The sequence below is a fragment of the Sorangium sp. So ce1153 genome, assembly GCF_051521595.1.
Lineage (GTDB): Bacteria > Myxococcota_A > Polyangia > Polyangiales > Polyangiaceae > Sorangium.
Genome location: NZ_CP150361.1, coordinates 7,017,735 through 7,044,398 on the forward strand (window position 1 = coordinate 7,017,735; position 26,664 = coordinate 7,044,398).

At 72.6% G+C, this 26,664-nt stretch carries 22 protein-coding genes; 17 read left to right on the plus strand and 5 right to left on the minus strand.

What is annotated here, in order from left to right:
• Positions 1–11: 11 nt before the first annotated feature.
• Positions 12–641: a DUF3501 family protein gene (locus WME85_RS25240; RefSeq protein WP_437841785.1), complete on the minus strand. Its 630-nt coding sequence runs from the start codon at positions 639–641 to the stop codon at positions 12–14.
• Between the two features lie 506 nt (positions 642–1,147).
• Between WME85_RS25240 and WME85_RS25245 the strand changes: the two genes are divergently transcribed.
• The 6 genes from WME85_RS25245 to WME85_RS25270 all read left to right on the plus strand — a co-directional run bounded on the left by WME85_RS25245 (position 1,148) and on the right by WME85_RS25270 (position 6,583).
• Positions 1,148–2,356, plus strand: a complete 1,209-nt coding sequence (locus WME85_RS25245) for a hypothetical protein (protein ID WP_437841787.1) — start codon at positions 1,148–1,150, stop codon at positions 2,354–2,356.
• A gap of 7 nt (positions 2,357–2,363) precedes the next feature.
• On the plus strand, positions 2,364–2,690 hold the full coding sequence (locus tag WME85_RS25250; RefSeq protein ID WP_437841790.1) for a hypothetical protein: 327 nt from the start codon (positions 2,364–2,366) through the stop codon (positions 2,688–2,690).
• A 125-nt stretch (positions 2,691–2,815) separates the two neighbouring features.
• On the plus strand, positions 2,816–3,871 hold the full coding sequence (locus WME85_RS25255) for a glycoside hydrolase family protein (RefSeq protein ID WP_437841793.1): 1,056 nt from the start codon (positions 2,816–2,818) through the stop codon (positions 3,869–3,871).
• Entirely contained in the window at positions 3,868–4,506 is a 639-nt protein-coding gene (locus WME85_RS25260; RefSeq protein WP_437841795.1) for an RNA polymerase sigma factor, read from the plus strand. The genes WME85_RS25255 and WME85_RS25260 overlap by 4 nt, the downstream gene beginning before the upstream one ends.
• Positions 4,499–5,536: a hypothetical protein gene (locus WME85_RS25265; RefSeq protein WP_437841798.1), complete on the plus strand. Its 1,038-nt coding sequence runs from the start codon at positions 4,499–4,501 to the stop codon at positions 5,534–5,536. The genes WME85_RS25260 and WME85_RS25265 overlap by 8 nt, the downstream gene beginning before the upstream one ends.
• A 9-nt stretch (positions 5,537–5,545) precedes the next feature.
• Positions 5,546–6,583, plus strand: coding sequence for a hypothetical protein (locus WME85_RS25270; protein ID WP_437841801.1), 1,038 nt, complete (start codon positions 5,546–5,548; stop codon positions 6,581–6,583).
• Positions 6,584–6,587: 4 nt separating this feature from the next.
• On the opposite strand, the gene WME85_RS25275 is transcribed toward WME85_RS25270, so the two are convergent.
• A complete protein-coding gene (locus tag WME85_RS25275; RefSeq protein ID WP_437841804.1) occupies positions 6,588–7,442 on the minus strand; it encodes a LamG domain-containing protein in 855 nt (284 codons plus the stop codon).
• 226 nt (positions 7,443–7,668) lie between these two features.
• Between WME85_RS25275 and WME85_RS25280 the strand changes: the two genes are divergently transcribed.
• Entirely contained in the window at positions 7,669–9,972 is a 2,304-nt protein-coding gene (locus WME85_RS25280; protein ID WP_437841807.1) for a di-heme oxidoredictase family protein, read from the plus strand.
• 6 nt (positions 9,973–9,978) lie between these two features.
• Here the strand turns inward: WME85_RS25280 and WME85_RS25285 are convergent, their stop codons facing one another.
• A complete protein-coding gene (locus WME85_RS25285; protein ID WP_437841809.1) occupies positions 9,979–11,169 on the minus strand; it encodes a cytochrome P450 in 1,191 nt (396 codons plus the stop codon).
• Between the two features lie 240 nt (positions 11,170–11,409).
• Here WME85_RS25285 and WME85_RS25290 point away from each other — a divergent pair, with 240 nt between their 5' ends.
• Both WME85_RS25290 and WME85_RS25295 read left to right on the plus strand, forming a co-directional pair.
• Complete coding sequence (locus WME85_RS25290; RefSeq protein ID WP_437841812.1) at positions 11,410–13,293, plus strand: DUF4419 domain-containing protein; 1,884 nt, start codon at positions 11,410–11,412, stop codon at positions 13,291–13,293.
• A gap of 360 nt (positions 13,294–13,653) precedes the next feature.
• The gene (locus WME85_RS25295; protein ID WP_437841815.1) at positions 13,654–15,402 is read left to right on the plus strand and encodes an alpha/beta fold hydrolase; all 1,749 of its coding nucleotides are present in this window, start codon (positions 13,654–13,656) and stop codon (positions 15,400–15,402) included.
• On the opposite strand, the gene WME85_RS25300 is transcribed toward WME85_RS25295, so the two are convergent.
• Positions 15,389–16,255, minus strand: coding sequence for an alpha/beta fold hydrolase (locus WME85_RS25300; RefSeq protein WP_437841819.1), 867 nt, complete (start codon positions 16,253–16,255; stop codon positions 15,389–15,391). The two genes, WME85_RS25295 and WME85_RS25300, sit on opposite strands and share 14 nt — an antisense overlap.
• 45 nt (positions 16,256–16,300) lie before the next feature.
• Here WME85_RS25300 and WME85_RS25305 point away from each other — a divergent pair, with 45 nt between their 5' ends.
• The 3 genes from WME85_RS25305 to WME85_RS25315 are packed head-to-tail and all read left to right on the plus strand — an operon-like array spanning position 16,301 to position 20,054.
• Positions 16,301–18,490 carry a hypothetical protein gene (locus WME85_RS25305; protein ID WP_437841821.1) on the plus strand — a complete coding sequence of 730 codons (2,190 nt, stop codon included), beginning with the start codon at positions 16,301–16,303 and terminating at the stop codon, positions 18,488–18,490.
• Positions 18,487–19,095: a hypothetical protein gene (locus tag WME85_RS25310; RefSeq protein WP_437841823.1), complete on the plus strand. Its 609-nt coding sequence runs from the start codon at positions 18,487–18,489 to the stop codon at positions 19,093–19,095. Before WME85_RS25305 ends, WME85_RS25310 begins: the two co-directional genes overlap by 4 nt.
• Positions 19,096–19,100: 5 nt before the next feature.
• Positions 19,101–20,054, plus strand: a complete 954-nt coding sequence (locus WME85_RS25315) for a formylglycine-generating enzyme family protein (RefSeq protein WP_437841826.1) — start codon at positions 19,101–19,103, stop codon at positions 20,052–20,054.
• Positions 20,055–20,098: 44 nt separating this feature from the next.
• Here the strand turns inward: WME85_RS25315 and WME85_RS25320 are convergent, their stop codons facing one another.
• Positions 20,099–21,031, minus strand: a complete 933-nt coding sequence (locus tag WME85_RS25320; protein ID WP_437841828.1) for a hypothetical protein — start codon at positions 21,029–21,031, stop codon at positions 20,099–20,101.
• Positions 21,032–21,416: 385 nt separating this feature from the next.
• On the opposite strand from WME85_RS25320, the gene WME85_RS25325 reads away from it, so the two are divergent.
• The 5 genes from WME85_RS25325 (at position 21,417) to WME85_RS25345 (ending at position 26,448) form a co-directional block, all read left to right on the plus strand.
• Positions 21,417–21,812 (plus strand): VOC family protein, encoded by a 396-nt coding sequence (locus WME85_RS25325; protein WP_437841830.1) that lies wholly within the window; start codon positions 21,417–21,419, stop codon positions 21,810–21,812.
• 178 nt (positions 21,813–21,990) lie between these two features.
• On the plus strand, positions 21,991–23,679 hold the full coding sequence (locus WME85_RS25330; RefSeq protein WP_437841833.1) for a serine/threonine-protein kinase: 1,689 nt from the start codon (positions 21,991–21,993) through the stop codon (positions 23,677–23,679).
• A gap of 4 nt (positions 23,680–23,683) precedes the next feature.
• On the plus strand, positions 23,684–24,760 hold the full coding sequence (locus WME85_RS25335; protein WP_437841834.1) for a hypothetical protein: 1,077 nt from the start codon (positions 23,684–23,686) through the stop codon (positions 24,758–24,760).
• Positions 24,760–25,623: a formylglycine-generating enzyme family protein gene (locus WME85_RS25340; RefSeq protein WP_437841836.1), complete on the plus strand. Its 864-nt coding sequence runs from the start codon at positions 24,760–24,762 to the stop codon at positions 25,621–25,623. The genes WME85_RS25335 and WME85_RS25340 overlap by 1 nt, the downstream gene beginning before the upstream one ends.
• A gap of 246 nt (positions 25,624–25,869) precedes the next feature.
• A complete protein-coding gene (locus WME85_RS25345; RefSeq protein WP_437841838.1) occupies positions 25,870–26,448 on the plus strand; it encodes a hypothetical protein in 579 nt (192 codons plus the stop codon).
• The last annotated feature ends 216 nt before the right edge of the window (positions 26,449–26,664 follow it).

The following is a 26,664-nucleotide window of genomic DNA, read 5'->3' on the forward strand; positions in this document are numbered from 1 at the left end:
ATCCATTCCTTTCACCGAAGAGCGGCGACAGACGACAGCATCGGAGCGCGGGCGGCCGGCGCGCTGTCCGCGCCGAGGCCCAGGGCGAGCTCGTCCACCGTCTCGCGCGGGAGCGCGACGGTCTCGATCTCGCCCGCGTAGTGGACGCCCAGGTGGACATCCACGCTCCGCTCGAGCAGCGCGCGGGCAGCGTCGCGGTCGAGCGGGAACCGCAGGTATTGCACGGGGCAAGAGGGGTCGTTCACGGGGGAGAGCAGCTCGGCGGCGACCCTCCGCTCGCCGAGCATCAGCAGCACCACGGCTCGCCCCGCGACGAGGCCGTCGATCAGGGCCTGACCCGCGAGCCAGGGGCCGCCCTGGATCATGAGCGTGGCGGTGAGCTCACCGGCCCTCGGGATGAGGCGGTCGTACTCCGCGACCTCCTCCGCGACGCGCTCGGGCCTGACGGGGCGCTCGAGCCAGAGCAGCTCCTGGACGTGGTAGAGGACCGTCTCGCGCGACTCGAACAGGACCGAGACGTGGAGCCCGACGGTCACGCGGCGCCGGCGCTTCAGCTCGATGATGCGGCCGCGGTACCTGGCGCGCACGAGGCCGTAAGCGTCGGTGGAGAGGAGATCTTCGGCGGCGAAGGCAGGGGTCATCGAATGCCTCAACCCTGGGTGTCCCGGCGAGCGAGGTGCGACGGGACATCCGAAGTAGCACTGGCCCTTCAGGATGTAAATGAAATTCACTTTCATTTTCAAAACGATGCACCACGTGGGGCGGGGGCACCCGGATACACCTACATTGTCACACATCAGAGTGCCCGCCCGGATCACCACACAGTCGTGCGTGTGAAGCGCCTCGGGTCAATGGACCTGCCGCTGCCGAAGCACGTCACGGTGTGCGTTGAGGACTCGATCTGAGGCCGATGTGCATGCCATCGACTCGCCTGGCGGCCACGAGAGGATCGCACCTCTCTCCTCGGGGCTCTCACACGTTGACGATCTGCCCAGGAATATGGGAAAGGCATCGATGAGGGGGAAGTAAGCGATGCCGAAGTCGAGCGGGGTGGCACGCGCCGATGGCGCCGCTCACGAGCATCAGGCTGCTCAGCTTGAGGTCGCGGTGGATGACTCATTCGGGCACAAACGTGGAGGATAGGGTCATGATCACATCTCGCTCCGACATCGAGAGTGTCCCTGGATTCATGGGCTGGCTCGTCGACGAGGACGCCGCGTCGCGCGAGGCAGCGGTCGAGGTCGTCGATGTCGATGGCATGGGTTGCGTGTTCTCTCGATCGATCACCGAAGGACAGCGGGCCGAGATCTCTGGGTTTCTTCGATCTCGCTGCGCCGGCCCCAGAAGGTACGCATTGATCGGAAGCTTCACGATGCCTCTGGCGGAGGTATCAGGAGCGCATATCGACGCGGTCTGCGACGCCGCTCACAGCGTCAAGCTCGAGGAGACGCTGCACAGATCGTCGCTGGAGACCGAGGTGGTCCTGACCTTCGGCGCACGACATGACGCTGCGCTGAGTCAACACGAGCTGAATCAGCACGAGGACCCCGATTTCCCGTTCTATCGATGGGAGATCCTGGACGGCGACGGCGGATGCCTTCTGGTCCAGCGTTTCACGCATTTCATCGATACCGGAACGGCCACGAGCGTCCAGTGGCACCTCGATACAGCGCTCAAGGCGCTCGGTAGCCATGAATTCAGCCACGCACCGAGGTTTCGTGCGAAGCCGACGCTGGTCTTCCATGAGCGCGCTGCCGCGGAGGCCAGGCGCGCGCAGCTCCAAGCCGCCAGGCTCACCACCGAGATCCTCGAGCTCGCCGAAGTAGCCGCCGCGAGTGAAAGACGCGCGGAGATCGAACGGTGGCAAAAACAATGGCTGAGCAGGACAGGGCATATCCACGTCGAGGGCGTCATGCGACCCGGCGCGCTGTCCGAGGCTGGATTCCTGGGCCCGACGGAGCGTCTTGACGCGGTATTGCGGGAGGATGCGAGCACCCTATCGTCGCTGGGGATCACGGCTTCCCAGCTCGCCGACCGTCTTCGCGAGATCGTGGGCGAGGCGATCCGCCGCGACCGGAGCGGGAGCGACCTCTGCTACCACACGATCGCTAACTTTCGCGTTCGAATCCATCAGTATCGCGGTTTTCAAGGATGTCCATGGAGCTGCGACGACGAACCCGAGTGGTCCTCGATAGATTTCTCGATCGAGAACATCCGCACGGGCGCGAGGCTCGGGGGACCTGGGCTCATCGTGCACTTGATTGCCGAACATGGATTTTTCGAAGGCGCTGGCACGCCCTACCGCATGGACCCGAGGCAGGCGGCGAACGTCTTGGAGCTCCCGGGGAGTCGCTGACCGTCGAGTGCCGATCCCGATCGTCGCCGGGCTTTGCTCGGACTATCCTCTCCTCTTCTGGCTCGCCTTCGGCCCGCTGGCGCTGGTTCTCACCCGCTCCGGTCCTGTGCCACCTCGGCCGCCATCCACGACAGCGCCGACCAGGGCCAGGACGGCGCTGTCGCTGCCGCCGCCCGACCGCTGCCAGATCGCCGCGGAGCTGCGGAAGCTCGTCCCCACGCTTCTGGACAAGGGCAGGCTCGACAACCCGATGGTCCTTGGCCTCCGTGCCCTCTGCATCCCCGTCCCTCCATTTTTGGTGGTGCTGTCATTTGCCCAGAGAGGGTTCACATGAAGGCGGTAAGGCGGGAAGATCATTGAGATTTTCTTCCCGCCTTACCGCCTTCATGTTCAAATGACAGCACCACCCCATTTTTCATCACGGATCAGGACGGCTCCGGTCACCAGGCCCCTCGAGCCATGCATCGAGCCCCCAGATCCCTCCTCTGCGGCATCCTCCCCCTGATCGGGCCCCTCCTGTCCGCCGCCTGCGTGGAGGGAGCGTTCCACCCGAGCACGACCGGGGACGGTGGCGCTGGAAACGTCCACGAGACCACCAGCTCGGGCGACGGCGGCGCGGGCCTCGTGGGTCCCGGCGGCACGGGGGGCGAGGCCGGGCACAGCGCCGGCACGGGCGACGGCGGCGGCAGCACCGGCAACGGCGGCAGCACCGGCGACGGCGGCAGCACCGGCGACGGCGGCGGAGCGGACGCGGGGCGCCCGTGCAAGCGCGGGGTCGCGTACGGCTACCACTCGGTCGCCGACCTCTCGGCCCTCTCGGCCAGCGTCGGCTGGTGGTACAACTGGGCGACCGTCCCCGACGAGGAGCTCCGGGGGGGCGACCACGTCCGCCTGGGCGTCGAGTTCGTACCGATGGTCTGGGGCGGCAACTTCGACGCCGACCAGGTCAAGGCGGCGATCCCGAGCGGGGCGAAGTACCTGCTCGCTTTCAATGAGCCGAACTTCTTCTCTCAGGCCAACCTCACCGCCGCCGAGGCCGCGGCGCTGTGGCCGCGCATCGAGGAGATCGCGGACGAGAAGGGACTCCAGATCGTCTCGCCGGCCGTGAACTTCTGCGGGGGCGGCTGCAACGAGACGGATCCGTTCGCGTACCTCGACGCCTTCCTCGCCGCGTGCGAAGGCTGCCGCGTCGATTTCATCGCGGCGCACTGGTACGCTTGCGACAGGCCAGCGCTCGAGTGGTACCTCGGCGAGCTCAAACGCTACGAGCGCCCCATCTGGCTGACCGAGTTCTCGTGCGGAGACGGCGCGGATCGGTCGGCCGAGGCGCAGGCAGCGTACATGCGAGAAGCGGTCCCCCTCCTCGAATCGGATCCCGATGTCTTCCGGTACGCCTGGTTCTCCGGGCGAACGGAGGCGATCCCGAACGTGGACCTGCTCGGCGCGAGCGGCGAGCTCACCGCCCTCGGCGAGCTCTACGTCTCGCTGCCCCACGCGGAGGGGTGCAGCCCGTGACCGCCCGCGCGGCGGTCGCCCCGTCGACGCCTCCGCCCGCCGGCCCGGTCCCGGCCGCGGTCCCCGCCGCGACCGCGCCCGGCGTCCAGGCCGCGCCGCTCGACTTCGCCGCGGTGTACGAGGAGACCTTCCCCTTCGTCTGGCGGACGGTGCGCCGCCTCGGCGTGGACGCCTCGGCGCACGAGGACGTGTGCCAGGAGGTGTTCGTCGTCGTGCACCGGCGGCTCCCGGAGTTCCGGGGCCGCTCGTCGCTGAAGACATGGGTCTTCGGGATCGTGGTCAACGTGGTGCAGGCGCACCGGAGGTCGCTGCGCCGCAAGAGCCCGACCCACCGCGGGACGGGAGAGACCTTGGATCCGGAGCTGATCGAGGGGCCGAGCAGCCTCAGCCCCTACGAGGCGATGACGAGGGCGGAGGCCGCGCGCGTGGCGCACGACCTCCTGGCGTCGCTCGACGAGGAGAAGCGCGTGGTGCTCGTCCTCGCCGAGCTGGAAGAGATGCCGGCGACGGAGATCGCGCAGGGTATCGGGGTGAACATCAACACCGTTTATGCGCGGCTCAGGGCCGCTCGACAGGCATTTTCCGACGCGGTGCAGCGGCACCACGCCAGGATCCGGGGAGGCCGGCATGGGTGAGCTGGGGGCTGGCGAGCAGGCGCTCCTGGACGCCCTGCGCGACGAGGACGAGCCGACGGACGACGACCGGAGGCGGATGCGCGCGGCCGTGTGGGCGAGGCTCGGCATCGCCGGAGCGACCGCGGCGGCCGTGGCGACGGGCGCCGGGAGCAGCGCCGCGGCCGGCACCGCGGGGGCCGGGGCCATCGGGGCCGCAGGCGCCGGGGCGGCGGTGGGGATGGCAGCTCCCGCCGCCGCGAGCGTGGCCGCGAAGGCGAGCACGGCGGCCGCGAAAGGGGCGGGCCTCACGCTGCTCGGCGCGCCGCTGAAGATCGGGCTCGCGACGCTGGTCGTGGGCCTGGCGACGGGCGCTGCGCTCTACTTCCCGGCCCGGGGCGACGCGCCGAGCGCGCCGGAGGCGGCGAGGATCGCGGCCACGGCGCCCGGAGGCCCGCTGGCCGCCGCGCTCGCCGACGGGACGCCTGCGCCCGCCGGGGCGAGCGCGCCCGCCGAGGCCAGCGCGCCCGCCGAGGCCAGCGCGCCCGCGGGGGCCAACACGCCCGCGGGGGCCACCGCGCCCGCCAACGCGACGCCTGCGCCCGCCGGGAACAGAGCGGCCGCCAATGAGACGCCTGCGCCCGCCGGGGCCACCGCTCCCGCCGGGGCCCGCGCCGCGCCCCCAGCAGCGGACAGCGCCGCGCCCCCAGCGGCGGACGGCGCCGCGCGCAAGCCCGCACCGCGCACGCCCGCGGCGGCGGCCGCCGGGAAGCCCGGCCCCGAGGGGCTCGACGCGGAGATCGCGTTGCTCCGCGACGCGCAGCAGGCGCTGCAGGCGGGCCAGTTCGCGCAAGCGCTCTCGAAGCTCGACGAGCACGCCAGCCGGTTCCCGCGGGGGGTCCTCTCGACCGAGCGCGAGGCCTCGCGCGCGATCGCGCTCTGCCGCTCCGGTCGCGCGGCGCCCGGAAGGGCGATCGCGGCCAAGCTGCTCGCGCAGAGCCCGGGCTCGCCGCTCGCGACCCGCGTGCGCGCCGCGTGCGGACAGGAGGAGTAGAGTGCGCGGGTGCACGCCTCGAGGTGGGCCCCGTCGGCCCTGCAAGCGCTGATCGTCACGGCGGCGCTCCTGCCCACGCGCGCGATCGCGGCGCCCACCGGGCCGCGTGCCGTCGACCTGCGATGGGAAGCGCCGGACGGGTGCCCGGCGGGCGACGAGGTCCGGAACGAGATCGTCCGCCTGCTGGGAGCGTCAGAGGAGCGCCAGCCGATCGAGGTCGACATCGCCGTCGCTCGCGAGGGCGACGCGCGCCTCCGGCTCGCCCTGCGCATCCGCAGGCCGACGCCCGGCGAGCGGGTGCTCCACGGCGACGACTGCGCGTCCATGTCGCGGGCGGCGGCGCTCATCGTCGCCATGTCGATCGATCCCGACGCTGTCGCGCGGAGCGCCGCCGCGCCGCCCCAGGAGGCCGACGCCCCCATCGCGCGCGCGCCGCGTCCACCGCCGGCCGCATCCGAGCGACCTCCCGCGGCCGAGCGACCTCCCGCGGCCGGCCGCCCTCCCGCGGCCGACCGCCCTCCCGCGGCGGAGCGCGACGTCGACGGCGCGCTCTGGCTGAGCGCGCACGTCGAGCAGGCGCTCGTCCCGGCGCTCGGCGCCGGGCTCGCCGCGGGAGGCGCGGTCCGCAGCGGCTGGTTCCGCGCCGACGCGGCGGGCGGCGTGGTGCCGTCGAGCTCGGGCCGCATCGCCGGCCAGGCGGCTGGCGCCGAGTTCCGGCTCTGGTTCCTCGAGGTCGACACCTGCGCGCGCGCCCTCGGGCACCCCGTCGTCCGCGTGTACCTCTGCGCGCTCGGCCGCCAGCACTGGCTCATGGCCACGGGACGGCAGGTCGATGAGCCTTTCCACCGCGCCGCGCCGATCTTCGCGATCGGGCTCGGATCGCTGGTCGAGGTGGACATCGCCGCTCCCCTGAGGCTCGAGGGAGCGCTGCACGCCGTCGCCCCGCTGCAGCGGCCCCGCTTCATCGTCGAGAACCTCGAGGGGACCGTGTATCGCCCCCCGGCCGCAGGCGTCAGCGCTCGCCTCGGCCTCGCGCTGGTCTTCTGAAGCCTCAGGGTCGATCCGGGCCGGCGTTCCAGGCGGCCTCCACCGCGCAGCCGGCCAGCGCCTCATCGTAGATGCGCAGCTCGTCGTAGCGTCCGTGGAAGTACGGATCCTGATCGAACTGGGACCGCCCGAGCCAGTTGTTCACGTCCTGGATCGCCGAGAGCGGAAACCCGACCGCCGCGCGGCCGAGCAGCGCGCCATCCACATAAAGGGCCATGTCCGCCGCCTCGCCATCGACGACGAGGGCGACCTGATGGGTCTCGCCATCGTCGAGGCTCAGCGCGGTGGGGATCTCCACCTCGCCCGCGGCGCCGCTGTCGCTCGCGAGCGCGGCGACCCCCCGCACGTCGAAGCCCGTCGAGGGGGTGATGGCAAGGTATGAACGTCCGACGCTCCCATCACCTTCGACGGGATCTCCGTCGCTGCTGCCGACGCCGAGGTCGACGATCCGCATGTACGCCCCCCCGCTGCCGCGGGCGACCCACGCCATGACCGTGACGTCGCGCAAGCCTGCCAGGAGCCCCGCGGGCAGGTCGACGTAATCGTCGTCGCCGTCGAGCGCGAGCCCCCCTCCCCCATCGAGGCTCGCTCCCCCGAGGATCTCGCCGTCAGCGTCGCCGACCGCATCGGCGACGACCGTCCCCTCACCGTCGAACGTGTACCGGTGCGCCGCCGACGGCAGCTCATCACAAGGCACGACACCGGTGCCCCCGTCGCCGCCGTCGCCGCCGCCTCCGCTGCCGCCGCCTCCGCTGCCGCCACCCCCGCTGCCGCCGCCCGCCGCTGCCGCCGGATTCATGCGACCTACCGCGATCTCCACGTCCGCCCCGCAGCAGGAAAGCCCGAGGAGCAACACCATCGCTGCAGTCTTCCGCGTACACGACATGGAATGATCGTAGCGCAGCCATGCCGTCGATTTGATCACGAAAACCACACGCGCCGGACACGAGGGGAAAACTGCCTCCTTGTGAATCTTCCGAAGAGTTCGAGGGGATGCCTCAGGTACCCCGTGTGATCACGGTCTTGATGGATAAGCCCACGTCGGAGGTCGATGCGCGATGATCGAAAGCCGCTCACGTCGATTTGTGTCTCGGGGTCTCCGTGTCGCGCTCGGGCTGCTCGCGAGCTGCGCGGCGGGGCTCGGGTGCTCGGGCGATCCGGCGCTGTCTCCCCCGCCGGGGTCGCCCCCGCCTGGGTCGCCCCCGCCGGGGTCGGGGTCCGGGGGCGATCCCCCCGGCGATCCGTGCGTGGAGGCGGGCGAAGCGCCGGCGCTGCCGCGGGCGTTCGCGCAGAGCTGCGGCGGGTGCCATGACGCGTATGGCAAGTCGACCGGCGGTTTTCCCGATCTGTTCGCCTTCGACGGCTCGCTGGAGGAGTTCACGGATCAGGTGCGCACAGGCTCGGACCGCATGCCGGCCTTCGACGCGCAGAAGATCGCGGCGGAGGACGTCGAGGCCATCTACGCCTACTTCTCGTCGGGCGCGCCGCCCGCCGCGACCTGCAACAGCAACGGAGTCTCTCCCGGCGAATGCTCCGGCGTGACCGGCGAGGTCTCTCCCCTGTTCCCCGCGGCGACCGGAGGCCGGCCGATCGCCACGAGGGCCGCGGACGGCACGATCGCGCTCGAAGCGGCGGGGCGCGTGCGCGGCCGCCACGAGAAAGAGGAGGAGTTCAGCCCGTTCCAGCCGCGCTATTTCGAGAACCGCAGCTACAAGTTCATCATCGAGGACACGATCCCGGCGGGCGGCAGCACGGTCAAGTTCACCTGGCTCCCCAACGCGAAGACCTCGGACAACAACGTCATCAACTTCCGTTGCTGGTACTCGGGCGAAGGCAACGTGTTCGACTCGAACAACGGTATGGACCGCATCACGAGCACCCACTGGGAGTTCGTCGTCGACCGCAACGCCAGGGAGAGCAGGGAGATCCGCGAGGGCGATCTGCTGGAGTTCGAGTTCGGGGTGTTCCTCGATCCGGCCACCGTCGAGGGGAGGACCAGCTATTACAGCGATACGTTCCGCTACCGCGTCGGCAGCGGCGAGCTGACGCCCTTCGACGAGCCGAACGACGCCGCCCTGTCGGGCGGAGACGGGACGATCCCGTACATCCACGAGGAGCCTCACCTCTACTACGAGCAGATGGCGCTCAACATCCAGGAGGGCTCGATCCAGCGCTTTCTGGAGGGGCGCCGCCTGTTCCACACGGATTTCACCACCGGTGAGCACAGCGAGAGCGGCAATCCCGCCCTCGACGAGCAGGCTGGCAAGGCGGGCCCCCTCTCGAACCAGGCCGCGTGCGCGGGCTGCCACATCAACAACGGCCGTGGCGCGCCGCCCGAGCCCGGCGAGGCGATGGCCACCTCCGTCGTGAAGCTGTTCGGCGCCGGGTCGGGCGCGAACGGGGGGCCTTCCGTGGACCCCAGCTACGGCCGGCAGCTGCAGGACAAGGGGCTCGACGGGAGCCCCGGCGAGGGCACGGCCACCCTGGCCTATACCGACAGGCCCGGGCAGTTCCCCGACGGAACACCGTATGTCCTGCGGCAGCCCACGTTCAGCTTCAGCGGGCTCTCCGCGGGGCCGATCTCGAGCTATTCGGTCCGCGTCGCCCGCCCGGTCGTGGGCATGGGCCTCCTCGAGGCGATCGCCGAGGCGTCGCTGCTCGAGCGCGCGGACGGGATGGACTGCAACCAGGACGGCATCTCGGGTCGTCCGAACCTGATCCCGGATCCCGCCTCGGGGGTCTTGCGGATCGGGCGTTTCGGCTGGAAGGCGGGCAAGGTGAGCGTGCCGCACCAGGTCGCCGACGCGCTCGTGGCCGACATGGGCGTGACGACGAGCCTCTTCCCGGTGGAGGAGTGCGGCGAGCGGCAGGCGGGCTGCGAAGCCGGCACGCGCGGGGAGCCGGAGCTCTCGGACGAGGATCTCGACAGGATGTCGGCGTACATGCGCATGCTCGGCGTGCCGCCGCGCCGCGACACCGCGGATCCGGCGGTCCAGCGCGGTGAGGTGCTGTTCAGCCAGGCAGGGTGCGCGAGCTGCCATGTCCCCACGATGAAGACGGGCAGCGATCACCCGTTCGTCGAGCTGCGCGAGCAGATCATCCACCCCTTCAGCGATCTGCTCCTCCACGACATGGGAGAAGAGCTCGCGGACACGTCGACAGGCGATCACCTGGCGGGGCCGCGCGAGTGGCGGACGCCGCCGCTCTGGGGCATCGGGCTGCTCGAGGCTGTGAACGGCCACACGCAGCTCCTGCACGACGGCCGCGCGCGGGACGTCGTGGAGGCGATCCTGTGGCACGGCGGCGAGGCGGACGCGGCGAGGCAGCGCTTCATGGCGCTCCCCAGGGAAGATCGCGACGCCCTCGTCGTCTTCCTGGGCTCGCTCTGAGCGCGCTCAGGCCGGGTGCGCCACGAGCGGGAGCGTGGTCACGCCGCGCACGGAGATCGACCGCCGCCACGCGACCGGCCCCGCCTGGGTGAAGCGGCGGACGCGCGGCAGGAGCGCCGCGAGGACGAGCCGGGCCTCCAGCCGGGCGAGCGGCGCGCCCAGGCAGAAATGGACGCCGTGCCCGAACGGCACGTTCGTGACCCCGGCGCGGTCGATGTCGAACCGGTGCGCGTCCGGGAAGTGCGATTCGTCGCGCGCGGCGGAGCCGATCACCACCAGCACCTTGGCGCCCCGGGGGATGCGCACGCCGCTCAGCTCGGCGTCGCGCGTGGCGACCCGGTACACCGACCGCACCGGCGGCTCGTAACGCAGGACCTCGTCCACGAGCCGCGGGATCAGCGCGGGATCCGCGCGCACGCGATCGAGCACCTCCGGGTGCGCGATGAGCTGCAGCGCGGTGTGGCTCAGGAGGTGCACCGTGGTCTCCAGGCCGCCGACGAGCAGCAGGAACATGAAGCTCATGAGCTCCGCGTCGGTGAGCGACTCGCCGTCCACCCGGGCGCGCAGTAGGTCTGTCACCATGTCGTCGGCGGGCTCGCGGCGGCGTCGGGCCAGCACCTCGGTCATGTACTGCTCGGCCTCGCGCACCGTGGTGCGGATCTCCTCCATGCGCGCGGTCATGTCCGGCGTGACCGGGCTGATGCTGGTGAGGTCGTCCGTCCAGCGCTTGAAGCGCGGGTGCAGCGAGGAATCCAGGCCGAGGAGCTCGCCGATGACGCTCGCGGGCAGCGGCATGGCGAGCGCCTCGACCCAGTCGACCGGCTCGCCGAGCGGCAGGCGCGCCGTGAGGTCGCCGGCGAAGGAGCGCACGCGCGCCTCGAGCCGGGCCATGGCCGCGGGCGTGAAGGCGCGGCTCACGAGGGAGCGCAGGCGGCCGTGCGCCGGCGGGTCGAGGACGATCATGGAGTCGCCGAACGGGTTGTGCCCGAGCCACGCGGGCTTGGTCGCGGCGCGGAAGCCCTCCGAGGAGAACAGCTCGGTGTCCTTGAGGACGGCGATGACGTCGTCGTGGCGGGTCACCGCCCAGAAGCCGCCCGGGTCCACCTGGCACACGGGCGCGTCGCGCCGCAGCTCGGCGTAGGTGGGGTACGGGTCGGCGAGCATCGCGGGGGACATCAGGTTCAGCCGTTCGCTCATGGATCGAGGACCTCCTCGGCGGGCAAAGGGATGGAGAGGAGAGAGGTTACATGAGTCCCCGGGTCGATCACCAGGGCCCCGACCACATCAGCGTCGCACGCTCGCGCTCTCGCGCTCTCGCGCTCTCGCGCTCTCGCGCGGGCGCGCGGGCGCGCGGGCGCGCATTGACATGGTTGAGCCGTCTTGCTTCTCTTTGTCGCCCGCGGCGCCCGCAGCATTGCCCTGATGAGGAGACGAGAGATGGCCATCACGTTTGAGGTATCGCCGGTCCAGCGAGCGCATCGACGTCTGGCTGACGTGTCCGACGAGAAGGGTGAGAACGCGAGGCCCGTCTTCCTGCTCGGCCGCCCCGTCGAGGCGTTTGGGAGCAACCCGCCGCGGTGCCTCCGCGCGCGGCAGCACGGGCTGCTGGCGGCCGTCGGCACGGCTTTCCGGCAGCACTATCCGCTCGCGCTCACGCCGGATGCCGTCTGGCTGGCGATCGCGCAGGGCTTCGCCGCGCACGTGAAGGCGAACGCCGAGCGCCTTCGGGGCAAGTTCGTCCGCCACGAGGGTCAGGCCGAGCTCCGCGTCCGGCGTGACGATTTCGTCAAGGGCTCGCCTGAGAATCCCTGGCCCGAGGTTTTCTCGTCGTTCTCCGAGCAAGTCGCCGCGCACATCGGCCGCCAGCGCGACCTCGTGGTCTGTGACTTCTCCACCACCGGGCCGTGCGAGCGCGCCGCCTCCGAGATCGTCCTCCTGGACGCCATGAGGAGCTACTTCAAGTACAGTTTCGAGACGGCTTGCGGCATCCCGTCGATCACCCTCGAGGGCACGGTGGAGGACTACCGGCGCATCCGGAGGCGGGTCCAGGCGCTCTCGGAGTACGACCTCTCCTGGTGGACGGAGGCGCTCCTGCCGATCGTCGACCGGTTCATCGACGCCTTCGAGGGTCGCATCGACGTCGCATTCTGGAGATCGCTCTTCAAGCTCCATGACGAATCCGGCGGGCCGTTCATCACGGGCTGGATCAACGCTTTTTTCCCTTACCTCGACATCTACGGCGACCTGGCGCGGAACCGCGCCATCCACAAGGACCTCGCGTTCATGCACCTGAAGGCTGGTGAACGCGAGGGGGGCCGCGAGAAGGGCTTCGATCCGGCGCCGGTCGGGCATTCCACGGGGGACGAAGGTTTCGACGACCTGAACGAACATTTCGATTACCTCGATAGAAACAGCATGAACGAGGGCCACGCTCCGAGCGGGCTCTCGGCCGTCTCGTTCACGTGGGATTATCTGCTGCAGCAGCTTCCCATGGAGTTCCTCGGTGGTTTCGTGGGGATCGCGCAGGACGAAGACACGCTCGCGTTGCGCCCCGCGATCGGCTGGGCCGTGAGGGAGGCGTGGGACTTCTCCGGAGCTGGTGAGACGTCCGGCCACGTCGAGAGCACCTGGACCGAGAGTGAGTACGTGGAGTTCGGCGGCTTTACGGACGCCTGCTTCATCGCGGGACGTGCCTCGCTCGCGCCGATGCTGCCGAACCAGAGCGTTTATGACATCCGACAGATGCTGCGTTTGGTGCGACGGCAGACCGGCATCGCGCTCGCTTGTTTTGCGCTGGAGGAGCAAGTATCAGCTTCCCTACCCGGCGGAAGCGAACGTTTCCCTGAGAGGCTCTTCGTGGGCATCCGGCTGGCCTCCCGATACCCGTACGACGCCACGATCGCCCTGAGCTCCTTCGCCGAGGCGTACGAGCAGCTCGAGCGCGTGCCGGCGTCCATCTGGCGCGACCTGTCTGCGCTTTCTCCTGGCGGCCTCTCGGAGAAGAACGAGGCAACCCTCTTCAGCTTCAGGTGCAAACCACCTCACAGCGCGCAGGTGCTTCTCGTGTTCGGCGAGAAGATTGTATGGCGCCCCAGCCGACCGCTGGCGGTAGACGAGGCGGAGCACGTGTACCCGGGGGCGAGGCATGAGCGGTGCGCCATCCGCGGCGTCAAGGTGGCCGAGCTCCAGCCTTCGGGGCGCACGTCCACCGTGGTGGATATGTCGGCAGCCGCGGAGGCAGAGCGCCGCGCGATGGTCGAGGCCATCGGTGTGCCGGCGGAGGCCGCCACTTACCACGTCGTCGTCCGACCTATCCGTTGATCGGGGCCAAGGCGCCAAGCGGGCGCGCCGGGCCACCGCCGAGAGCGCGGCGACTTGCAGAGCTCCTGTCACGAGGACGACAGGCCCCTCGCCAGCGCGCCGGCGAAGTCCGAGCGATCGCCGTGGCCAGACGTCTGGCCGCGGAGAGCCAGACGTCTGACCACTGACGCCGCCATCCAAAAAAGATCCGCCACTGCTGAAATCGATCCCGGCGTTGAGCAGAACCGGGCCGAGCGGGAACACACCGTATCGCGCGCGACAACGACACCTTCGGGGGCGCCACCGGCGTCCTGGTCATCACACCGCGACGATCGCGCAGCTCGACCTGCTGCCCTTGCGGCGATCACGAGGTTCACGGACATGAACATGCAAAACATCTTTCGGCGGGGGCGCCTCCTCGCGGCGCTCGGGCTCACGGCGCTCGCTGCGGGCTGCGCTGACCGCGAAGACAAGGCCAGCACCGATACGAGCGGCGCTGGCGGCTCGGGCGGCTCGGGCGGCAGCACGGCAATCGCGTGGGGGAGCTGCCCAGGCGACTTCCTCTCCGAGTGCGCCACGGTCCCCTTGCCGCTCGACCCCTCGAGGCCTGACGGCGAAGCGCTCCCCATCTTCGTATCGCGCCACCTCGCGCCGGGCGGGGCGGCGAAGGCGCAGGTCTGGCTCCTGCAAGGCGGCCCCGGCGGCTCCGGCTACTTGTTCAAGGACGTTGTCGAGCAGCTGTGGCAGGGCGCCATGCCCGACGTCGACTGGTACGTGCTCGAGCACCGCGGCGTCGGGCCCTCGAGCCGCCTCGAATGCCCGGCCCAGGAGGACCCGAGCTCGGACGGCGGCGCGGAGATCACCGCGCTCGAGTGGCCCGCCTGCATCCAGGCGGTGAAGGCGACGTGGGGCGGCGATCTCGCGCGCTTCACGACGTCGGCCGACGCCGAGGATCTCGCGCGGCTCATCGACTTGACGCGCGAGCCCGGCAAGAAGGTGATCCTGTATGGCGCCTCCTACGGGACGACGCGCGCGATGCGCTTCCTGCAGGCGCACCCCGACGGGGCAGACGCCGTGATCCTCGACTCGATCATGTCGCCGGGCGCGCAGTACCTGTCCTGGTACGATACGCAATTCGATCCGGTGGTGCGGGATCTGTCCGACATCTGCGCCGCCGATCCGGTCTGCGGGGCGAAGCTCGGCGCCGACCCGTGGGCGAAGCTCGACGCGCTCCTCGGCAAGCTCTCGAGCGGTCACTGCTCGCAGCTCGGCACCGACGTCGCCCTCTTCACATCCATCGTGCCGATCTTCGCGCAGGCACGCGCCCTGCGGACGCACATCTTCCCGCTCGCTTACCGCATCGACCGCTGCGAGGACGGCGACGTGCAGGTGGTCGACCACTACATGCAAACGCTGCTCGACCTCTTCTCGCAGACCGACGGAGGCGAGCCGCGGGACTCGAGCGTCCTCGGGACGCACGTGGCCCTCTCCGAGCTGTGGGAAGAGCCCGCCCCGACCCTGGCCGAGATCCAGGAGCGCTGCGATTCGCAGCGCTTCTGCCCGGAGGATGCGCTGGAGCTCGGCGAGCTTCACGAACTCTGGCCGCGCTATCCGCACGACCAGTTCTGGGACGGGTGGCCGAGCTTCACCGTGCCCGTCCTGGCGATGAACGGCCTGCTCGACCCGCAGACGCCCATCGGCCGGGCGGAGCTCGTGGCGGACAGGCTCACCGCGCCCCATCAGACGTTCGTGGCGGTGCCCTGGAGCCCGCACTGGGTCGCGTACGAATCCCCGGTGAGGACCGCCGGCGCGGCGCCCTGCGGTACGCAGATGATGGCGCAGTTCATCGAGGACCCCGAGGCCGCCGTCGATACGACGTGCCTCGACGACCTCGTGCCCGTCGCGTGGGACGAGGACCCGGCCGTGGTCGAGCTGCTCTTCGGCACGAAGGACATGTGGGAAAACATGGCCTCGCCCGGCCCCTCTCAGAGGATGGCGGCACGGATCGACTGGGCGGCCGCCGCGCGCCTCGCGCGTGAGGAGGCGCGGTGGCTCGGGCGGCGAGCGACGCGAAGAGGGAGCGCCCCGCCGGGGGGCCAGGCCGCGCCGGCGCCGCTCAGCGTTCCTTGATGCGGCTCAGCACCGCGGCGCAGAACGCGCCCGCGTCCTCCTCGGGCCACATGTGCGTGGCCCCGGGGATCACCAGGTGCTGCCCGGGAATGCAGCGGGCGGCAGCGCGGGAGACAACGCCGAACGTCGGCCGGGAGAGCTCGCCATGGGCGATGGTGACAGGCACCTTCAGGCTGGCCAGCTGGCCGCAGGTGATCTCCGGCGGCCGGGGCTGCGACAGGAGGAGCGGCATGGTCCGCGCGTTGTCCAGGTTGACTGCCTGTCTCTCCGCGGACTGAGCATCGAAATACCCCTCGCGCTGGCCCGACCGGTCGAGCAGGAGCCTCACGGCCTCCTCGCTGTCACCGCGCTGGACCGCCCCGAAGATGGGGCCGAACATGGCGTTCATGTCGTCCCTCAGCGCGCTCAGCTCGGCGGGATCGGTCACGTACGAGGGAACCCCCGGCTCGTAGATGAAAGCGCTGCGGATCAGCTCGGGATGGGTCAGCGCGGCGCTCAGGACCACATGGCCGGCGTACGACCACGCGACCACGTGCGCGGGGCCCGCGCCGAGGCCGCGAAGGAACGCGACGAGGTCGTCCGTGTGCGTCTGCACGCCGAACGGGGGCCAGCTGGAGCCCCACTCGCCGGTCCCGAAATAGCGCTGGCTGTAGGCGATGGCCCGGTGCCGCTCTCCCACGATGGCGCGATGCCGATCCCACATGCGGTGGTCCGAGACCGCCCCGTGCAGGAACACCACCGGGGTGCCCTGTCCTTGCTCCACACAGGCGAGGCGGGCTCCGTTCACCTCCATGAACCGAGGTGTCTGCGCGCCGCCCGGGCCGCCGTGGCCCGCCAGGGATGCTGTCGTCATGAACACGCCGAGATAGTTCGTTCGCGCGCACGGATCAAACGGCGCGTGGCGGCCCCTCCGCGCCCGTTGACCTGGGGCGCGGGGGCGCGCGAAGATCCGGCGATCCCTTTGCTCCACGCCGCGACACGCTCTCTCGCCGCACTCCTCGCGCTCGCTGCGAGCGCCTGCTCCAGCGGCCCGGCGCCCGGCGCGGACGCGGGCGCTGGCCCCGCCGGCAGCGCGGCCGCCTCGGATGGCGGCGCGGGCGCGCCGGCCGCTCCCCTGCCCCCGGCCGCGGCCGCGGCCCTGCGCGCGCCGGTCCGCGAGGGCGGCGCCCTCGCCCGCGCGGCGCGCGAAGAAGCGCTCTACGTGGCCGACGAGGATCACGGCGTGCTGCGCGTCGTGCCGCTGCCGCTCGACCCCGCGCGGCCCGGCGCAGGCGTGCCCACGCCGGGCAGGCCCGCGCAGGTGCTGGCGCTGGACGGGCGGGTGCTCGCCACGGTGCGCGACCCGGGGCTCCTGCTCATCCTGCGGCCGGACGCGGCGGCCGGCCTCGTCGAGCTCGGCCGCGTCCCGCTGCCCGCGGACGCGTGGGGCATCGCGGTCACGCCCGACGAGAAGACGGCGATCGTGACCTCGGCGTGGACGCACAAGGTCTCGGCCGTGGACCTCGAGGCCGGGAAGACGAGGTGGACCGTGGATGTGGCGCGCGAGCCGCGGGGCGTCGCCGTGCTGCCCGACGGCAGCGCCGCGTACGTGAGCCACCTCGTCGGCGCGGACGTCACCCGGATCGACGATCTCGGCGGGGCGCCGCGGGTCCGGCGCGTCGCGCTGCCCGCCGCGCCGCTGCGCGCCCCGTCCGGTGAGCGGCTCGCCGCGTCGCTGGGCTACGCGCTGGCGCTGTCGGAGGACGGGCGGCGCCTGTTCGCGGCGCGGCACGCGCTCGGCGCCATGGGCCACGCCGCGTGGTTCGGCGCCGCGACGGTGGACGTGCTGCTCACCGGCCGCGACGAGCCGCTCGCCCCGCCGCACCACGGCAACCTGCCGGTGCTCAGGTCGGCGTTCGCGGAGCAGGTGATCACGCCGGAGAGCGTCATCACCCTGCCGGGCGCGAGCGTCACGCCCGTCACCCAGCCGCGCGCCGTGGCCTACCGCAAGCGCGCGCGCACGCTGCTCGTCGCGGGCGAGGGCGACGACCTCGTGCTCGAGGTGGACGCGACCGCCGTGGATCCGACGCTCGCGATCGTGAAGAGCTACCCGGTCGGCGGCCGCTACGACCCGCACATCCGCGTGGCGGGCACGTGCGGCGCGCCGACGGGCCTGGCGCTGTCCGCGGACGAGGCAACGGCGTGGGTGTTCTGCCGCGCGACGGGGGACGTGGCGGCGATCCGGCTGCAGGATCCGGTCGCGGGCCCGGCGGCGGCGCTCCCGGCGGGCGCCGCGCCCGCGGAGGGGCCGGCGGCGCTCGTACACCTCGCGGACGACCCGCTCGGCCCCGAGGTCGCGAAGGGGCGCCGGCTCTTTTACAGCGCGCTCGACGCCACGGTGAGCGGCAACCTCGGCTGCGCGGGGTGCCACCCCGAGGGGCGGGACGACGGGCACGTCTGGCGCGAGGCGACCTTCAGCACCGCCGACGGCGAGCACGCGAACTTCGTCGGCAGGCCGGAGAACATCCCCGAGGTAGCGAAGCGGAAGGGCTACCCGCGGCGCACCCCGATGCTCGCCGGCAACGTGGGCGCGGCCGGGCCCTACGGCTGGCACGGCGAGAACGAGGATCTGCTCGAGAGGCTCCAGGCGGGCATGGGGCTGCACCGCTGGGGTGGGCTGCCGATCGACCACACGCCGGCCGGGCTCGCGGCCCGGGCCACCTACCTCACGATGTTCATCCGGCGCGGCCTGGTGACGCCGCCGCGCGCCGAGGGGGCGGCCGACGAGCGGGTGAAGCGCGGCCAGGAGATCTTCCACAGCGACGAGGCGAAGTGCTCCCGCTGCCACGTGCCCGCGAGCGATTACACGGATCGCACGGCGTACCCGATGCCGAAGCGGCCGCCGCCTCCGGGCTACGACGCGGATCCGCGCCCCGAGTACAAGACGCCCTCGCTGCGCTTCGTGGGAGGGCGGCCGCCGTACCTTCACGACGGGCGCGCCGGCACGCTGGCGGAGCTCATCGAGCAGAACGCCGACTGGATGGGCAAGACGAGCCACCTGTCGCCCGAGGACCGGGCGGCGCTCGTGGCCTTCCTGGAGACGCTATGAGGCCGCGCGTCGCGCTGTTCGCCCTGATGGCCGCCGGTACGGTCGGCGCCCTGGCCGCGGCGCCCGGCGCGCAGCCCAAGGATGCGCCCGGGGCCGCCGCCACCGGCGCGCCCGGCGCGCAGGCCAAGGCCGCCGCCACCGGCGCGCCCGGCAAGCCTCCGGCCACCGCGCCCGAGGCCGTCGAGGAGCGGCCCCTCGACGCCGAGCCCTTCCCGGCCGAGCCGTCGAAGCAGCCCACGGCCGCCGAGTGGAAGGCCGCGCCGCGCGTCCGCCTCTCCCGCACCGGCCCCGCGGCCGCGGGCTGCCGCGCGTACCGGACGAGGGAGTGGCTGCGCATCCGCTGCCCCGAGCTCACCGTCTCGGCCATCTCGCTGCTCGGCGGGAAGACCGAGGGCGTGGCCTTCTGGATCGATCCGCCCCGCGGCGGCAGCGAGCTCCCCCGCGGGGGCGAGGTGATGTTCCCGATCCGCCGCGGCGACCGGCGGGTGATCCAGATCCTGACCTTCGGCCCGGGCTACGACGGGCCGTTCACCCTGTTACCGGCGATCGTCGTCCAGGAGCAATGGCTCGACGACGAGCCGGCGCCGACCGTGACCGCCTCCTAGACACCATGCGATCCCACACCCCGCCCTTCGCCACCTCCTCGCTGTTCCTCGCTGCCGCCGCGTGCGGCGCCCTCGCCGCCGCGTGCGGCGCCTCTCCCGCGGCGCCCGACGGCTCCCCGCCCGCCGGGCCGGCGCCCGCGCCGCAGGCCGCGCCGGGGGACACCGCTGGCGGCGCGCCGACCGCCCCGGCGCCGCCTCAGCCAGCGGCGGCCGCGACGCCAGGGCCGGCCGGCGCGGATCCGAGCGCCGCGCAGGCCGGCGTGGAGCCGGCCGCCGCCTCCGCCGCGCCGGCGAAGCCCTCGGCTGGCTGTCCCGACGGCATGGCGCGGGTGCCCGGCGGCAGCTTCGTGATGGGCCCGCTCAAGGTGAAGGCCACCGTGGGCGACCTCTGCATGGACACGACCGAGGTCACCGCCGAGGCCTACGCCGCGTGCGTCAAGACAGGTAAGTGTACGGATACATTGGCGAATTGCGCCAAGGAGGCGTCGACCTACGGCGTGGCCGGCAAGGAGAAGCAGCCGATGGTCTGCGTCGACTTCGCGCAGGCGGAGGCCTACTGCGCCGCGCAGGGCAAGCGGCTGCCGCGCGACGACGAGTGGGAGTGGGCGGCCCGCGGCGGCGAGGAGGCGCGGCCGTACCCGTGGGGCGCCGAGGCCCCGAAGGATCAGCTCTGCTGGTCGGGCGGCGGCGCCGTGCGCAAGACCGCGTGCGACGTGGGGAGCTTCCCCGCGGGCGCGAACCCGCAGGGCATCCAGGACATGGCCGGCAACGTCTTCGAGTGGACGACCAGCGCCAACGACGGCAATGGCAAGATGCGTGTCGCCCGCGGCGGCAGCTGGCGCGACGGCATCCCGCCGCTCGTCAGGACGGCGCGGCCGGGGGGGTTCGAGGTGACGTACCGCTGCGGCTTCCTCGGGATCCGCTGCGTTGCGGAGCCCGCGGCGACGGCCGCGCCGTAGGCCGCGAACGCCGGGATCTCCTGTCCTGGCGGGGCACCGCCGCGTTACGTCGCGTTCGGATCGGCGAGCCAGCCCCCCAGCGCTTCAACCGAGAACGAGAGGACCACTTCACTTACTCGGTCCTCGTGCAGCCGCTCGAGCCGCTCCGCCAGCGCGGCGGTCTCCGCCTCGGTCAGCGGCCGGCCGAGCCGGTTCGCGCAGATCCGGGACGCCATCTGCAGCCGCCCGCGCTCATGCCCGCGCTGTTGGGCACGCTCCTCCGCCTCTTTTGCCTCTTGCATCCTCCGTGCGTTCCACTGCTCATACCATTCGCGGGTTTCCATGATGAAATCCCTCTCCTCGGACGGCAGCCCTGGAAGGAGCTCCTCGGGCACCTCGAAGCTTAACCGAACCAGCCACGGCAGCGCCACCCGGCGCTCCCACGCTTCCTCGGGGAGCGCCGCCAGATCCCGCAGCGCCGCGCGCCGCACGCGAGGCGAGCCCAGCAACCGCAGCAGCACCGTGCTCCTGACGCGCGGCAGCTCCGCGATCACCACGGCATGGATCCGCCACCCCGGCGCCGGCGCCGCGTAGAGCCCCTCCGGACCAGCAGCGTCCTGCACGAACCCGAAGTCGCGGAGCACCCCGTCCGGGCGCCCGGCGCTCAAGAGCCACGCCGACGGCAGATCGAGCCGGCGCTCCGTGCGCAGCTCGAGCGTGTGGTGCCACTGGTAGCGCTTGCGCAGGCAATCGTGGAACTCGGCTGTATCGGGCGCGGCGCTGAAGACCTCCACCATCCCCGCCTCCGCCGCCATGGAGCGGAGCAAGCCAGGCTCTATCTCGGGGTGGGCACGCAACAGCTCCGGATCGGGCACGTGCCAGACGTCGATCCGCTGTGCATCCCCGGCCGGCACCTCCACCTCGGTCTCGGCTGCTCCCACGAGCACGAAGAAGTCCCGGAGGATGTTCTTGCTGAGCTGATCGAGGCGGAACTGCATGCCGACCGCCGATACCACACCACGGCGCCAAGGGACACATCGACACATCGCGCGCACGTCGTCATCTGGAGTCCTCGTGCATTACCAGGACACCCCCAATTCATTCACACAATCGTTCATGAGCAGACTCGCCACATGCCCCGTTACAGCCCCTCCGCGCGCTTCGTGTGTCGGAGTCGAAGGGGCGATGACAACAGAGCACGCCAGACACGCAGCTCTCGTCGATCCCCCCACGACGGCCGCGAGTTCTTCATGACCAGTGACGGTGCAGCGGGACGGGCTCTGGCTCACCGAGGACCTGAAGGACGAGACGGCGCCGTCCCCGCCCGGCGCTGGCGGCTTGCCTTCCGGCCCCGCGCGCAGCACACCTTGGCGCCCAGGGACCATGCACAGCGACGAACCCTACCTGATGCCCGCCTACGTCAAGCTCCTCGTGGCCGACGCGGCGCGCTCGGCATCGTTCTACGAGCTCCTCGGCTTCGCCCGCGTCCACCAGGATCCGGTGTTCGTCCACCTGCGGTGGGCGCGCTACGCCGATCTCTTCCTCGTCGCCACGCCGCCCGGGGTCTCGCTCGCCGGCCAGCGCGGCCTCGGGGTGATCCTGTGCTTCAGCGCCGCCGGCGACCTCGGCATCGAGACCATCGCCGCGCGCGCCGCGGCGGCCGGCGCCGCCGTCGACGGGCCGCGCGACCAGCCGTGGCACACACGGGAGGTCCTCGTCACCGACCCCGACGGGTACCGCGCCTGCTTCGTCGAGCCGAGCGCGGCCCACCCCGCCTGACAGTCCGGCCGCGCCCGGACCGCGGGCTCATCAAGGGCCTGGCGCCGGCTCCTCGGCCGCCCGCTCCGTCGTGATCGTCATCTTGCCCCCCTTGCCAGCGAGCTGCTTGCCCGCGGCGAGGCCGACGATCGAGGCCTCGTGCCCGGCGCCGCGCGGGCTCGTGTATCATCGCCCCGGCATGACGTCGGAGCCGTCACCGCCCAGGCGAATCGGCCGGTATCTGATCTACAGCCCGATCGCCTCCGGCGGGATGGCGTCGGTGCACCTCGGCCGGCTGGTCGGCGAGGCGGGGTTCTCGCGCACCGTGGCCATCAAGCGGCTGCACCCCCAGCTCGCCGAGTCCCCCGAGATCGCCGAGAGCCTGCGCGACGAGGCCCGCATCGTCGCGCGCATCCAGCACCCCAACGTGGTCGCCACGGTCGACCTCCTCATCGCCGCGGACGAGGCGTTCCTGGTCATGGACTACGTGCGGGGCGAGTCGCTGGCGCGGCTGCTCCGGGCGGCGCGCGCGCGCGGCGCGCCGGTGCCGCCGCCCATCGTCGCCAGCGTCGCGTGCGGCGCGCTCCACGGGCTGCACGCGGCCCACGAGGCGCGCAGCGAGTCCGGCGAGCCGCTCGGCATCGTGCACCGCGACATCTCGCCGGAGAACGTGCTCGTCGGCGTCGACGGGACGGCGCGGCTGCTCGACTTCGGCATCGCCAAGGCGCGCGGGCGGCTCAGCATCACCCGCGGCGGGCAGCTCAAGGGCAAGCTCGCCTACATGGCCCCCGAGCAGATCCTGTGCGGCGACGTGACCCGGAGGACCGACGTCTTCGCGGCGGGCGTGGTCCTCTGGGAGGCGCTCGCCGGCAAGCGGCTCTTCGACGGCGGCGACGAGGCCGCCCTGATCGCCGCCGTGCTCGAGCAGCCCATCCCACCGCCGAGCTCGCTTGCGCCGCACGCGCCGGGGGCGCTCGACGCGGTCGTCCTCCGGGCGCTGGAGCGCAACGCGGAGGGCCGCTACCCGACGGCCCGCGAGCTCGCGATCGCCATCGAGGAGGTCGTCCCGCTCGCGTCGCCGCGCGCGGTGGGCGAGTGGGTGGAGGACCTCGCCGGCCACGCGCTGGCGCAGCGGGCGGCCCGCGTCGCGGAGATCGAGAGCGCGTCGGCGGCGGGCCCGAGCGACCGCAGCGACACGTACGGCGACCGCGGCGGACGCGGGCCTGCGCCGCCGAGCCCGGCAGCGCAGGGGCTGGCGGAGACCGCACCGGAGATCCCGGCCGTCGTCCGCGAGCAGGTGGCCACCGCGACGGCGCCGCAGGCGGGGTACGCGACGTCCAGCGACACCTCCGTGGCGCTCGCCTCCAGAGATGAAGCGCCGCGCGCCGCGACGAGGCGCGCGCGCCCGCTCGTCGCGCTGGGCGTGGTGCTCCTCGGCGGCGCGGCCGCGCTCGCGGCGCACTGGTCGCGCCGCGGCCCCTCGGGGCCGGACGAGGCGGCGAGCGCGATCCCCGCGGCCGCGACGCAGGGCCGTGCCGCCGAGGAGACGGCGGCGAGCGCTGCGGCCAGCACGACGGCTGCGGCCAGCACGACGGCCGCCCCTGCCCCGCCGCCCATGACGAGCGCGACGGGTGCGACCAGCGCCACGGGCGCCATCGCCTCGACGGGCGCCACCGCCTCCACCGGCGCCGGCGCGACACCGGCCCCTGCCCCGCCCGCGCCGCGTACCCCCGCGGCGGCTCCCGCGCCGCGCCCGGCGCGCACCGCCGTGGGTGCGCGCGCCCCTGCGCCCGCGCCGCGCGCGACCCGCGCCGACGCCCAGCGCTGCGCCCCACCCTACACCGTGGACAAGGCTGGCATACGCCGGCTCAAGCCGGAGTGCCTGTGAGCCGATGAACGCCTCTCCCGCCCGCGCGCGGCCCGCGCTCGCCCTGTGCCTCGCCGCCGCGCTCTCGCTCGCCGGCATCGACGCCCGCGCCCAGCCCAGCAAGCGGGCGTGTGCTGCCGCCTACGAGCGCGCCCAGGGCCTCCGTCGCGACGGAAAGCTCATCGCGGCGCGCGAGGCGCTCATCGCCTGCTCGCAGCCGACGTGCCCGGCGGCCGCCGTGGCCGACTGCGGGCCATGGCTCGCCGAGGTCGAGAAGAGCCTGCCCTCCGTGGTGATCGCCGCAAGAGAAGCCGGCGGACGAGAGCGGCTCGACGTGCGCGTGCTCGTGGACGGGCGCCTCCTCGCCGCGGCGCTCGACGGCAAGGCGCTGCCGGTCGACCCGGGCCCGCACACCTTCCGGTATGAGCCCGCGGGAGGCCCCGCCGTCGAGGAGCGCGTGCTGATCCGCGAGGGCGAGAAGAACCGGGCGATCACGGTGGTCCTGGGCGCCCCTCCGGCCGGCGCGCCGCCCTCGCCCCGCCCGCCTGCCGCGCCCGGCGCGTCTCCGTCTGCCGCGTCGTCTGCGCCTCCGCCCGCCGCGCCTCCGCCCTCTGCGCCTCCGCCTGCCGCGTCCGGCGCGTCCCCGTCTGCCGCGCCCTCCGCGCCCTCGCCCCGTCCGCCTGCCGCGCCCGCCGCGCCTCCGTCTGCCGCGCCCTCCGCGCCTCCGCCCTCCGCGCCCCCGCGCTTCGCTGCCGCCGCGCCGCCCGCGGTCCCCCCGCTCGCGTGGACCGCCGGCGGCGTCGGCGTCGTGGGGCTCGGCGTGTTCGCCGTCGTGGGCGCGCTCTCGCTGGACGCCGAGGCCGATCTGCGCGCCACGTGCGCCCCGCGCTGCCCGGGCGACGACGTGCGCGCCATCCGGGTCCAGCACGCGGTGGCCGACGTCGGCCTCGGCGTGGGCGTCGTCGCGCTGGGCGCCGCGGCGTGGCTCTACCTGACCCGGCCGGCCGCCGCGACGCCGCCGCCGGCCCGCGCGAGCGCGCTCCGGCCGGCGATCCGTCCGCTCGTCGCCGGCGCCTCCGCGGGCGTCGAGGGGGCCTTCTGATGAGCCGCCGGCTGCCCGCCCACATCGCCGCCGCGGCTGCCCTCGCCGCAGCCCTCGCCCCGGCGTGCACGCTGGTGCGCCCGCTGGACGGCCTCACCTGCGAGCCCGGCGCCGGCGACGCGTCGTGCCTGTACGGCCAGCCCTGCGAGGCCGACGCCGACTGCGCCACCGCCTCGTGCGCGGCGCGCGTCTGCCAGTGCCCCGCCGGCATGGTGACCGTCGAGAGCACGTCCTGCATCGACCAGACCGAGGTCTCGAACGCCGCCTACCGCCGCTTCCTCGCCACGAACCCGGACGTCGAGGCGCAGGAGCCGTTCTGCTCCTTCAACGGCACCTTCGATTTCGACTCCGGCCCCGGCGCCCCCGAGGTGTGCGCGACCCGCCGCGCCGACGACCCGTACCCCGCCACCTGCGTCGACTGGTGCGACGCGCGCGCCTTCTGCAAGAGCCTGGGCAAGCGCCTCTGCGGCAAGCTCCACGGCGGCCCCCTGCCGTACGGCGACGCCGGCGCGGCGCAGGGCGAGTGGTTCGACGCCTGCAGCAAGGGCGGCGCGCTCGCCCACTCCACCGGCGATTTCGACGCCCAGCAGTGCAACGGCGACGGCGACGCGACGGTGCCGGTCGGCGACGAGGCCAGCATGGCGTGCGAGGGCGGCTATCTGGGCCTGCAGCACATGAGCGGCAACGTCCGCGAGTGGGAAGACTCGTGCTCCGGCGACACCGGCTCCGGCGACCTCTGCGCGACGCGCGGCGGGGCGTTCGACAGCGGCGGCTCGCTCGACGAGCTCCGGTGCGACGCGCGCGACGTCCGGCAGCGCGACGACACGGATTACACGATCGGATTCCGCTGCTGCAGCGGGTAGCGCCGGCCGCCCCCCCCGCAGATCCGCCGGGGCTCCCCGGTGCACGCCGGGGCGCCGGGTGCCCGGCGGCCGCCGGGAGGCACGGCGCCAATGCCAAGTCATTTCAAGCACTTGGACGCAACGCAAAAAAAGATCGCCCCCCGTGTCGATCCCGCGCCCCCTCGTTCGTCGTGACCGTAGAACCAGGGCTCGTCCGGCCGGGACCGCCGGACGCGCAGCTCAGAAGGAGACGTGACGATGCGATCCATGAACACCGTGGGACCGGCGACCAACGACGCGACGGCAGAGGCGGGGCAGCCCGATCGCTCGCCTCCCCCGGAGCGCCGGACGAGGAGGACCGCCGCGGTCCTGCGGCGCATCTCGATGGCAGCGTGCCTGTTCGCCGCCGCGTGCGGCGGGGCGGACGACGGCGAGCAGGAGCAGGGGCCAGAGCCGGAGCCGGTCGCATGGCAGGACATGAGCTTCGAGGAGCGCACCGGATACATGACCGACGTGGTCATGCCGCGGATGAAGGAGGTCTTCGTCGCGTACGACCCGAAGTTCGAGAGCATGAGTTGCGAGACGTGCCACGGCGACGGCGTTGCCAGCGGCACCTACGCGATGCCGAGCGCGGGCATCGCCCCGCTCCCCGGCAGCGAGGAGGGCTTCCTCGAGTGGGTGGGAGACCCGGAGCACCCGGAGCGGCAGGAGTGGACCAACTTCATGTTCGACAAGGTCGTGCCCGAGATGGCCGACCTGCTCCAGATCCCGAGGTTCGATCCGACGACGCAGACAGGCGAGTTCTCGTGCCAGTATTGCCACATGCTGGAGGGGGCCGAGCCCTGAGACAGCCGCGCCGCGTCCGGCGCGGCGCGAGCCCGCGCGAGCGGGCCTGTTCACCGGGGCCCGGCTCGACCTCGGGAGACGCGATGACTTCTCCGTCTCGCTGCGCTCCCGCCGGGGCGCGCGGCGGCGCGGCGTCCGGGCAGCGCCCCTGAGCCGGGACGCGGGCAGCGCCCCTGAGCCGGGACGCGGGCAGCGCCGCGCTACCCAGCCATCCGC